We start from the raw sequence: 12,320 nt of genomic DNA, 5'->3' as shown, positions 1-12,320 counted from the left end.
ACTCGTCTCTTTTTTAGAAAAGAGGCGAGTTTTTTTATTGATAAAAAGGAGGAAGAAACTGATGGAATATAAAATGAAGTTTGTACAGCATGTATTCGATGTATTAGAACCAGGTTTATCATTACAACAAATTGAAGCTTTAATTGAAACGCCAAAGCAAGATGAGTTTGGAGATGCAGCATTTCCGTGTTTTACATTAGCGAAACAATATAAAAAATCTCCAGCAGTTATTGCACAGGAACTAGCAGATAAATTATCTCACCCGTTTTTTACAAAAGTAGAAGCAGTTGGGCCGTATGTAAATGTGTTCTTCAATCGTCAAACTGTAAGTAATGAAGTGTTAAATGTAATACTAGACGAAAAAGAAGAATATGGACAGCTGTACTTTGGACAAGAAAAAACGGTTATAATTGACTATTCATCTCCTAATATCGCGAAGCCGTTTTCGATGGGACATTTACGTTCTACAATGATTGGCAATGCATTAAAACATATATGCGAAAAATGTGGGTATGAAGTTGTAGGCATTAATTACGTTGGTGACTGGGGAACTCAGTTTGGAAAGCTGATTACCGCCTATAAAAAATGGGGCGATGAAGAGCTTGTTAGAGAAGATCCGATTCGCGAGTTATTTAAGTTATACGTACGTTTTCATGAAGAAGTGAAAGAATATCCGGAGCTCGAAGAAGAAGGACGTGCTTGGTTTAAAAAATTAGAAGATAACAACGAAGAAGCAGTGTACTTATGGAACTGGTTCCGTCACGAATCTTTAAAAGAATTCTCTCGCATTTATGAACTGCTTGGCGTAGAATTCTCGAATTTTCAAGGAGAAGCATTTTACAATGATAAGATGGATGATTTCGTTAAACTTCTAGAAGAAAAATGTTTATTAGAAGAATCAGACGGAGCGCAAGTTGTTAATTTAGAAGAAGAAGGAATGCCGCCATGTTTAATTAAAAAGTCAGATGGTGCTACGCTTTATGCAACGCGTGATTTAACAGCTGCATTATATCGTCAAAACACGTATTCATTTGATAAAGCACTGTATGTCGTTGGCGAAGAACAAAGCTTGCATTTCTCGCAATTTTTCACTGTGCTAAAAAAATTAGGATGCCATTGGGTAGAAGGGATGTCTCACGTTCCATTCGGACTTATTTTAAAAGATGGTAAGAAAATGTCTACTCGTAAAGGGAAAGTTGTTTTACTAGAAGAAGTGTTAGAAGAAGCAATTCTGCTAGCAAAACAAAATATTGAAGAGAAGAATCCAAACTTAAAGAAGAAAGATGAAGTAGCAAGACAGGTCGGGGTTGGCGCAGTTATTTTCCATGATTTGAAAAATGAACGCATGCATAACATTGAATTTTCGCTTGGAAATATGTTGAAATTCGAAGGGGAAACAGGACCATACGTACAATATACACATGCCCGTATTTGTTCACTATTGAAAAAAAGTAATATTGATATGGAAAGACAGGGGATCAAGTTAACAGATGATATAAGCTGGGCAGTAATAAAACTGCTTCATCGTTTTCCACAAGTCATTGAAACAGCGTTTGCGAAATACGAGCCATCTCATATTGCGAAATATTTATTAGATGTGGCACAGGCGTTTAATAAATATTACGGTAACATTCGTATTTTAGAAGAAAATGAAGAGAAAGAAAGTAGACTTGCACTTGTATATGCGGTAGCAGTTGTATTAAAAGAAGGTTTACGTTTGTTGGGAATGGAAGCGCCTGAGGAGATGTAACAGACGTAAAAGAGAAAGGGATTTAAAATGATAATTTTAAGTAATTGTGAATGTTATTAAAAGAAGAAAGTAGGGAGACATATAAAATCGAGTTACCATGAAGGTAACTCGATTTTGTAGATTTAGCAGTAGGGATGGTATTAATAAGTATTATGTACTTAATTTTCAAAGAACCCTAACGCATATTTTACTCCTTCATGGATATCGGTTGTTTCGTATCCTGCTAATTCTTCAAGGGTAATATGCATTTTGACATTTTCTAATTCGTAACCACTGTCTAAGTCAATATTCAACAGAACCTCATATCCATCAGTAGTAACGTTTGTTTCTATAATGCTGAAGGTTTGAATTGCAGTACCTGTTTCGTATTCGATTGGTTCTAAAAAATCTGACATAAAAACACCACTTTTCCTGATAATAACCATGTTTGGTTCTTTCAGTAGTTTAACCATGCGACATGCTGTTATTCGTGTAACGTTCTTAAAGATGTAGAATAAAAAAGGGTAGTAAAGACAAAAATGAAATAAATTGTAACTACTCAGCCATACATTTCATTTAGAGGTTAAGGAGTATAATTCCAGCGAAAATACGCCCCTTATTACCTATAATTGCTGCCATGAAGATAAAAATGTACTTAAACCTCGCTGCCTTTCTTTGTTTTAAAACTTTGCGCGTGGCAGGACAAGGCCCTGACCGCTACTATACATAGTCAGTCCCTCTCGACCACTTAGAAAAATGCCTTTCTATCGGTTTCTCATAGAGTTAAATTAAACTTGAAAAAATTCTAAATTAATTGACAATTAGTGTTGTTTTGGAATAAAATAACTGTTAATAAAAGTATACAAATCTGATGACGAGAACGAGTAAAATATATCACTGTTCCCCAGAGAACCGGTGCCTTGCTGAAAGCCGGTGTTCGGTATATGTTTGAAAATCATCTCCGAGGAGTCGAGCTGAACATAGTAAGTTCGAACGGTTGTCTACCGTTACAAGGAACGCGTATGATTGTACGTTGCTGAGTGCTATTGATGAACGATTAATCAATAGAAGTAGGGTGGTAGCGCGGGTAAACCCGTCCCTAATGATAGGGACGGGTTTTTTGTGTACTTTTAATTATTTCTTAAGGAGTGATTGTAGATGAAGAAGGTAGATGTGAAAGAATTAGCTGTAAGGAGAGAAGCGCGAATTCGTAAACAATGGAATGAACAGAATACCTTTATACAATCGATTCGAAATCGTGAAGGTGCACAATCTTTCGTATTTTATGAAGGACCGCCAACCGCAAATGGTCTTCCACATGTTGGGCATGCCCTAGGACGCACAATTAAAGATTTGGTTGCAAGATATAAAACGATGACAGGATATAAAGTACTGCGTAAGGCTGGATGGGATACACATGGATTACCGGTGGAATTGGGCGTTGAAAAGCAGCTTGGTATTTCTGGTAAACATGATATTGAAAAATACGGTGTAGAAGCCTTTCTGGCAAAGTGTAAAGAGAGTGTATTTACGTATGAAAAGCAGTGGCGTGAGTTTACAGAGAGTATTGGTTACTGGGTTGATATGGATGCGCCGTATATCACGTTAGATAATTCCTATATTGAAAGTGTTTGGCATGTTCTTGGGATGATTCATGAAAAAGGATTGCTGTCTAAAGGGCACCGCGTTTCTCCTTATTGCCCAAGCTGCCAAACATCATTAAGCTCACATGAGGTGGCGCAAGGATATAAATCAGTAAAGGATTTAAGTGCAACGGTTAAATTTCAGCTTACAGATCGAGAGAATGAGTATCTTCTCGGTTGGACAACGACGCCATGGACGCTTCCAGCTAATGTAGCGCTAGCAGTTCACCCAGAGCTGGAATATGTGAGGGCGCAGCAAGGAGATGCGGTATATATTGTGGCGAAAGAGTTAGCGAAAGATGTTTTGCAGCAAGAGTATAAAGTGTTATCTGTTCACAGAGGAAGCGAGTTAACAGGTCTTACTTATATACCTCCATTTCAATTTGCAGAAGTCACAAATGGTCATTTTGTTGTAAGTGCTGATTTTGTCACAGCCAATAGCGGTACTGGAATTGTTCATATTGCACCTGCATACGGAGAAGATGATTATAAAGTGGTCGAAGAACATGGACTATCGTTTGTGAATGTTGTAAACGAGAAGGGAGAATACACATCTGATGTTCCTTTTTTACAAGGGAAATTTGTAAAAGAGTGTGATGTTGATATTGTTCGCTATTTGGCTGAGCATGGTCTTCTTTATCATAAAGAGAAGTATGAACATAGTTATCCGCATTGTTGGCGCTGTGATTCACCGCTACTTTATTACGCAAATGAAAGTTGGTTCATTCGAACAACTGCGTTAAAGGAGCAATTTTTACAAAATAATAATGAAGTAACATGGCATCCAGAACATATCCAACATGGCCGGTTTGGTAACTTTTTAGAAAACATGGTGGATTGGAACATTAGCCGGAAACGATATTGGGGTACACCGCTAAATGTATGGGAATGTGAAGCTTGTTACCATCAATTTGCGCCGAAAAGCATTGAAGAATTAAGAAAATATGCAATTGGCACGGTTGATGAAAATATTGAACTGCATAAACCATATGTAGATGAAGTGAAAATCAGTTGCCCAGAATGCGGTGAAACAATGAAACGGACACCAGAAGTAATTGATGTTTGGTTTGATAGCGGTTCAATGCCGTTTGCACAGTATCATTATCCGTTTGAAAATAAAAATGTATTTGAAGAGCAGTTTCCAGCGGATGTGATTGCTGAAGGAATTGATCAGACGCGAGGCTGGTTTTATAGTTTACTTGCGGTGTCTACTCTGTACACCGGAAGAGCGCCGTATAAGCGTGTATTATCACTTGGGCATGTGTTAGATGAAAATGGGCAAAAAATGTCGAAAAGTAAAGGGAATGCGTTAGACCCAGTAGATTTAGTAGAGAAATTTGGAGCGGATGCTTTGAGGTGGGCGCTGCTTGTAGATAGTGCACCGTGGAATCCAAAGCGATTTTCAGAACGAACTGTACAAGAAGCAAAATCAAAACTCGTAGATACGTTGTTAAATGTGTATAGTTTTTACGTATTGTACGCGGATTTAGATGGATACAATCCAAAACAGGAATATCGTACAAAGAAGACAAAACTGGATGAGTGGGTATTATCAAGGTTGCATAGTACGATTCAAAAAGTAAGTATAACTTTAGAAGACTATCAATTTACAACAGCTGCGCGTGAAATAGCATTATTAGTGGAAGAAGTAAGCAATTGGTATGTAAGACGTTCGCGCAATCGCTTTTGGGCGTCTAGTATGAATGCTGAAAAAGCGGCAGCATACGCTACACTTCACTTCACGAAGTACTTGTTACGCTTAGTAAGCTGCTTGCACCGTTTACACCATTTTTAGCTGAAGATATTCATTTCAATTTAGAAGACAGCAGTGTTCATTTGGCGGATTATCCAGTATGTGAAGAAGCGCTAATTCAAGCGCAGCTTGAAAGAGAGATGGCAACTGTTTTACAAGTAGTTGAGCTTGGACGTAGCATTCGTAATCAACATACATTAAAAGTAAAACAACCATTAGCAAAACTTGTTGTATTTGAGAATACGAAGGAAGAAATGGATTGGGATTCGTATAAAGAAATTATAATGGATGAGCTGAATGTGAAAGAAGTGGCGATCGAACATAGCGAAGCGGAGTATATGTCATATCAGTTAAAGTTAAATTTTAAACAGGCAGGACCGAAGTTTGGAAAACAAATCAACTTGGTCAATCATTGGCTGCAAAATTTATCTAACGAAGAGGTAAAAGTGTTTCTAAAAGATGAAAACGTAGCATGTCAATTGTCGTCTGAAGAAGTTGTCATAGTAACATTAGAAGATGTGTTTGTTGAAAAAATACCGAAAACAGGATTTGCTGGTGCTACGAATGGAGTATACACCGTTATGATGGACACGAATGTGACGGCTGAATTGCTGGAGGAAGGCATGGCGCGAGAATTTATTCGCGCTGTGCAGGAATATCGCAAACAATTGAATTTGCCAGTAAATTTGCGAGTAGACATTGAAATTGAATGCGACGAGGAATTACAGGGTGTAATGATGAAGTATAAAGAATTACTGCAAGAAAACTTACTTATGAAACAATTATTTATCATGGAATCGATGCAACAGGCAGAACAAATGCAAGTAGGGAATAAGCAGGTATTGATTCATCTTAGAGCGAACGAAATATAAGAGAAGAAAAACAGAGTGTACGCTCTGTTTTTTCTTTTAAAGAAAATGTGAAAAACATTGTAAGTTCTATACCTAGTATATAAAATTATGAAAAAAAGAATGGAGTGAAAAGATGCGAGGGTTTGAGAGATTAAGGGTATATGTAAAAAAGAAAGAATTTTTAAATGGTTTATTGGAAATTCAAAAGGAAATTGAGGAAATAAGAGCAAAAAATTCCCTTTCCTATATGAAAGAACGGTTAGGTGAAATTTCTTCAGAAGAAGATTTTTATACACTCATTCAACTGCTAGATGAAGGCTTGATGCCATCTTATAGTAGATTTATAGTGCGGTATGCGCATCGTCGTTTTAACAGTTTCCGAACGCTTACTTGGTTTTGTGATGATTTAATTGATGAACGAAAATCATTAGATGCAGAAGAGTTGTTAAAAGAAGCATTACAAAAAGAGGGGCATGCTGTTAAAAAAGAGCACCTTGCAAAGACATATTTCGTATTGGCACGTTGCGTACTTGAAATGCGTCGTTATGAGGAAGCTTATAAATATATGAAGAAAGCAGACGAATTAAGTGAAATTCCGATTTTGGATAAATGGGGCTACTTCTATTTATTTAAAGGCGATTGGCTGAAGGCAGAAGAAGTACTGCGAAAAGGAATGAATTGTGAGGAATGTGCAGATACATCAACATATTTATTGGCTGAGTTGTATTCTATGAAAGGAGAACATGAAGAATCCTTACAAATCATTACGGAAGCGATGAGGAAATTTCCGCAAGTTCCGTTCTTTTATTTAGAAAAGATAAAAAGATTATACGATAAAAAAGCGTATGGTGAGTTGTGGCATGTTTTACATGAAGTGCAAAACTTGTTGCCATTTCATAGTTATCAACCGTATTTCTCACAAATTTGGGTGGAATTCCATTATATGGAAGGTGATTGGGATAGTCTACAAACGTTGCTAGAAAAGGAGAAAAGTTTAAAAGATTCTCCTTATCATAACGCACTTCGTTTTACTGAGAAAAAAGAAGTGATGCTTTCTATTGTACCTGTCGTGCAGAAAGATAACTATTGCGTACCTGCAAGTATCGAAATGATATTGAAGCTTTTTGGAAAGCAGGAAACGCAAGATGAAATTGCTGAGCATATTTTTGATGGGATAGGATCGAAGTTGTCAAAAACAGTAGAATACGTGGAAGCGAACGGTTATAAAAGCCGCTTCTTTGTAGGTACAGTAGACATGTATAAAAACTTTATCGATGCCGGTGTTCCAGTTTTGCTTAGTGTTGATGTAGATCATGTTTCGCATGTGCAATTGGTAGTTGGTTATAATGATCAGCTGCAAGTTTTATATATTCAAGATCCCAATTTTGCTGAGCGCATACTTGTTACATATGAAGAATTTGCAAAGCAGTATGTAAATACGAATTATTTATCCATCGCAATTGTTCCAAACGAGAAAAGTGAGCTTCTTTCTTCATTATGTAAAGAAGATGATTTGTATTTCCGGCGCATCTTTTCGTTAACAGATCAAATGGAATTTGCTGAAGATGACGATGTGGAAAATTTATTAAGGTTTTTACACGAGCATAAAGAAAATCCGTATACATGGTTATATGCGATTAAACATTTAGATTTACAAGATGGAAAGGAGTTTGTATATAACTGTGCGAAGCGTGCTTTACATGCTTATCCGGAATCCGATTATGTAAAACTTCATACAGCGCAATGTTTTGTGCGCATCGAAGAACTAGAACAAGCATATACAGTATTAGAACAAGTAAAGCATAAAATTACTAATCCATTCTATCATTTTACGCAAGGACGCATTGCATTCGATGAATCTCGTTATAATGATATGATTGCTAGTTTTCGCGCGTCGCTCCAGCTAGACCCTGATCAGCCAGTAGCTTGGAGTTATATGGCCATTGGCTATATGTATTTAGATGATTTGAAGCAGGCTCTAAAGTATTCGTCTATTGCAACGAGTCGTCACGAAGATCGTTTTGTTTTCGTTAATCATGCCCTTATTTTAACGGATGCCGGCCATGATGAAGAAGCATATGAAGTGTTTACTACGTTGTTAAAACAGTATAAACGAGACGGATTTGTTTGGTGTGAGCGCGCTCGGTGTGCTCATAAATTAGGAAAGATAAGATCGGCAATTCGCGGACTTCAAGTTGGTAAGGAATTGGATCGTCAATTACCGCTACCATATATCATGTTAGCTGATATTTATGAAGCGGAATTAGAAGATGAAAGAAAAGCAGAAGAAGTTTTACTAGAAGGAATGCAACATGATGTCCAATCAGCTGCATTATATGCGAAATTAGGTGATTTTTATTTAGAACGAGAGCAATATGAAAAAGCGTTGAAAATGTATGAAGTCGGGCTTCAACATGACGAGGAAGAAATATCCTGTCATATAGGAATCAGTGAAGTTTACATGAAACAAAAAAGCTATGAAACTGGAAAACAATATATTTTTAGACTGAAAGAACAGTTCACTGAAGATAGCGACTTCCTTATTAATGCTGGAAAGATATTATGGAATGCCGCTATGGAGCAAAACATAGAGCAAAAAGAAGTAGAATCAGCTTTAACGATAATGGAAGAAGGAATCGTTTGTATACAAAATAATTTCCGAGATGCACTAGAGATATATGTAACGCAAATAGAAGATACACCGTATTTACAAAGAGGAATTTCGTTTTTAAGTACTTTAGTTGAGAAAAATAATCGTAATATAGACTATTTATGTTATTTAGGTATTTTACAGGAGTCGGCTGGAAATTATATGAAAGCTATTCAACTATATGAGCGAGCAGTGCAGATTACTGAAGATCCATTCCCGCATTTTAGGATCGGGGAAGTGTATAAAACATTGGAAGAATGGGAACAAGCAAAGAAAGCTTATTTACAATGCGTGAAACGAGATTCTACTTTTGCGATGGCACATTTAAAATTGGCTGAGATTTACTATATTGAAGAAGATTTAGAAAATGAACAGCATTACATGTTTGCAGGTTGTAAACATGCTCCTTTATTAGTAAATATGGAACATTTAGCGAATACTTCAGTAAAAACTGGGCGTCATGAGGAACTGATTACGGTTTTAAACAAAAAGAATGGAATTATTTCTGAGTCATGGCGTTTAAATAGCCTTGCATATGTGTACGGGGCAATTGGTGATAGGCAGAAAGAACGTGCTTATATAGAAAAGGCGCTGGCAAAGGAAAATAATCATGAAGAGATATTACATCATTATGCGAAAATATTACTTGCCTCGGATGAAAAGGAAGGCTTACATGTTATTGAAAAGCTTGTTATGCAAAATGTTCACAATGAAGAAGTGTATGTAACATATACAGAAGAGTTGCGAAAGCGAAGAAAAAGTATAAGTGATAGTTTGGAGAATTTAGACATATCAAACGAAGAAAAAAGCTATGCGTTTATGTATGCAGTTTCTGCACTAGAACAAAAATTTATGGAACAGATGGAGCAAGAAGAACAAACAGGAGCATTTTTCACAAAAATATATCGCCGTATTCGAAAAAGTGCTCAGGATGTACTTTCTATTACATCTATTATTGATTTGTATGAAACGGCAATTCGTCTAAATCAAAAAAACAGTGCAGCGGTACAGCGATTTGCTTACTTTTATGTGAATGGCAATCTTATTGATGATGCAATTGAAACATTACGTAAGTCGCTCGAAAAACATTGGAATTATGAAGTTGCACATCAGTTTATTATGCTGCTCCTAGAACATGCAGATGAGAATGAGGAAAGGCTGAAAGAGGCATTGCGTGAAACGGAACACATTTTGCAAGAAAGACCGATGGACGCATTGATTCGAATGTTACAGGGCACAATTTTACTAGATTTACAAAGGGAACAAGAAGGAGAAGTTATTCTCCGTGCTTTAACAGAAGATGTTCCAATGATGAGTGGGAGCTTTATACATTTAGGTGCTCTTTACAATAATCAAGAGCGTTACCGAGAAGCAATTGCTATATTAGAAAAAGGATTAGAGTATCATCTAGAAGAAGGTGAAATATACATCGGGCTTGGTGTTTCTCATCATTTAAATGGTGATACAGAAAGGGCGTTGCAGCTCATGGATGATGTGTTATCGATGGATGAATCACATTTAAATGCCACATATAATAAAGCATGCTATTTAGCTGTATTAAATCGAAATGAAGAAGCGACTGTTGAATTAGAGCGTGTATTACAGGAAGATGAAAGTGGCTATTTTGCAGAATTAATGGAAGAGAACCCAGAGCTAATGCGTATTAAAAAGCATGTAAAGCAGTATACTTGATGAATTAAAGAAGTTAGAAAAATAACCTTTCAAATAATTTTTAAAAATAAAGAAAAACAACTTGCATTTTTTCGTTTGAAAGGATAGAATATTCTGTAAATATAAAAACGATGAGCAGGAAAAGTACATCGTGAACTGATCTACAGAGAGCAATCGGTAGCTGAGAAGATTGCGATGCAGCGTGATGGAAAGACACCTGTGAGTGTTATTTTGAACGTGAACAACTAGTAAAAGTAAACGGAACCTACCGTTATCAGGCGAAAGTGGTCAAATTGACAATTTGGGTGGTACCGCGGTGAAATCCGTCCCTTGTATAGGGGCGGATTTTTGTATTCTTTGAAAGGGGTGAGCGGCCGTGGATGATGATGACAACGATAATAATAAATTTACAATCATACAATTAATGGTAGGAGGCGGAATGTATGAAACAGATGAAGCGGTCGCTTATTAGCGAATGTACACCGCATGAAACAGTCGTATTACAAGGATGGGTGAAGCGAATTCGTCACCTAGGGAATATAAGCTTTTTATTACTTCGTGATCGAACAGGCGTCATGCAATGCGTACTTGAAAAAGAGTGGGCTGGATATAAAGTGGAAGTGGAAAGTGTTGTGCAAGTGACAGGAAAAGTAATTGAGACAGAGAAAACGAACCTTGGAGTAGAGTTAGTAGTTGAGGATGTATTGCTTCTAAATGGTGCGGAGTCAATTCCATTTGAAGTGAATAAAAAGAAGCTGCAAGTCGGTTTAGATCAAATGTTACAGTCGCGAACGTTATCACTTCGGCATGAACAAGTGCAAGCGATTTTTACAATTAAATCAATGTTTGCACATGCTTTTAGTGAATATTTACTACAACATGATTTTACAAGAATTTTCACACCGAAAATCGTTTCACAAGGAGCGGAAGGCGGAGCAAACGTATTTCAGTTTCAATATTTTGAAAAAGAAGCATATTTAGCGCAATCACCGCAGTTTTATAAGCAAATGATGGTTGCGGGTGGATTAGAACGTGTTTTTGAGGTGGCACCTGTGTACCGCGCTGAGCATCACAATTCATCTCGTCACTTAAACGAATATATTTCCTTAGATGTCGAACTTGCATTTATTCAAGACTTTTATGAAGTAATGAATCTTGAAACGGATGTACTTCGGTATATGTTTGAAAAAGTACAGCAATATTGTATAAAGGAGTTACAGTTGTTCCAACTTGAAATTCCGGTTATTACAGACATTCCAAAATTAACGGTGACCGAAGCGCAAAACATTTTACAAAAAGAGTATCGAAAAGAATCACCGATAGGCGATTTAGATTCAGAAGGAGAAAAATTGCTTGGGAAGTATGTAAAAGAAACATACAATAGCGATTTTGTCTTTATCACTCATTATCCGAAAGAAACACGTCCGATGTATACAATGCCAAATCAAGAGAATCCTTCTGTCACAGACTCTTTTGATTTACTGTATAAAGGATTAGAAATTACATCAGGTGCACAGCGTATTCATAACTATGATATGTTCGTTCTTTTGAAGAAAAGGGATTACATGTAGAAAACTTTCAATCGTATATCGACACATTCCGATATGGATGTCCGCCGCATGGTGGGTTTGCGATTGGATTAGAGCGGCTTGTATACAAATTTTTAAACTTATCGAACGTTCGTGAAGCAAGCGCATTTCCGAGAGACTGCACACGGTTAGTACCTTAATATAATAAGAAATAATCCCCGGTTAGTTTAATCTGTACCCTTTGTAAAGGACATTTTTAAAAAAGCCTAGGCAGTTTTAAGAAGATGCTCCCTGAATTGAATAGGGCTCATCTTTTTTAAATTCCATTGGCATCTGTCGTGGTTGTAATATTTCATATATTGCTTTATTTCATGTTTTAGTTCAGCTAGGCTTGTACATGATTTAATAAAGGCTTCGTCTTTAAAATGTCCAAAGAATGATTCTTGAGGAGCGTTATCCCAACAGTTCCCCTTTCTTGACATTGATTGAAGTAG

The 12,320-nt window shown here is 36.7% G+C and carries 4 protein-coding genes, 2 pseudogenes and 3 other annotated features (1 of these 9 running past the window's edge); of the genes and pseudogenes, 4 read left to right on the top strand and 2 right to left on the bottom strand.

Annotation, left to right across the window (positions count from 1 at the left end; genetic code table 11):
• Positions 1-13, top strand: a binding site (T-box leader) (it extends 203 nt beyond the left edge of the window).
• Positions 14-61: 48 nt separating this feature from the next.
• Entirely contained in the window at positions 62-1,750 is a 1,689-nt protein-coding gene (gene argS, locus H280_RS0109585; protein WP_020060900.1) for an arginine--tRNA ligase, read from the top strand.
• 158 nt (positions 1,751-1,908) lie between these two features.
• Here argS and H280_RS0109580 read toward each other — a convergent pair whose 3' ends face one another.
• Positions 1,909-2,202: a hypothetical protein gene (locus tag H280_RS0109580; RefSeq protein WP_231401776.1), complete on the bottom strand. Its 294-nt coding sequence runs from the start codon at positions 2,200-2,202 to the stop codon at positions 1,909-1,911.
• Positions 2,203-2,591: 389 nt separating this feature from the next.
• Positions 2,592-2,833, top strand: a binding site (T-box leader).
• A gap of 54 nt (positions 2,834-2,887) precedes the next feature.
• On the opposite strand from H280_RS0109580, the pseudogene ileS reads away from it, so the two are divergent.
• The 3 genes and pseudogenes from ileS to aspS all read left to right on the top strand — a co-directional run bounded on the left by ileS (position 2,888) and on the right by aspS (position 12,026).
• Positions 2,888-5,997, top strand: a pseudogene (ileS, locus tag H280_RS23400) (isoleucine--tRNA ligase).
• Between the two features lie 112 nt (positions 5,998-6,109).
• Positions 6,110-10,318, top strand: a complete 4,209-nt coding sequence (locus H280_RS0109570; protein ID WP_020060898.1) for a tetratricopeptide repeat protein — start codon at positions 6,110-6,112, stop codon at positions 10,316-10,318.
• A 101-nt stretch (positions 10,319-10,419) separates the two neighbouring features.
• Positions 10,420-10,631: a binding site (T-box leader), on the top strand.
• A 118-nt stretch (positions 10,632-10,749) separates the two neighbouring features.
• Positions 10,750-12,026, top strand: a pseudogene (gene aspS / locus H280_RS23395) (aspartate--tRNA(Asn) ligase).
• A 66-nt stretch (positions 12,027-12,092) separates the two neighbouring features.
• Here the strand turns inward: aspS and H280_RS23390 are convergent.
• The coding region (locus H280_RS23390; protein ID WP_020060897.1) for an IS3 family transposase at positions 12,093-12,320 on the bottom strand (228 nt) is incomplete at its 5' end.

Source organism: Bacillus sp. 123MFChir2 (assembly GCF_000383235.1).
In the GTDB taxonomy this organism is placed as follows: Bacteria; Bacillota; Bacilli; order Bacillales; family Bacillaceae_G; genus Bacillus_A.
Note: the sequence above shows the minus strand (reverse complement) of the source record. Positions and strands in the feature narration are given on the sequence as shown.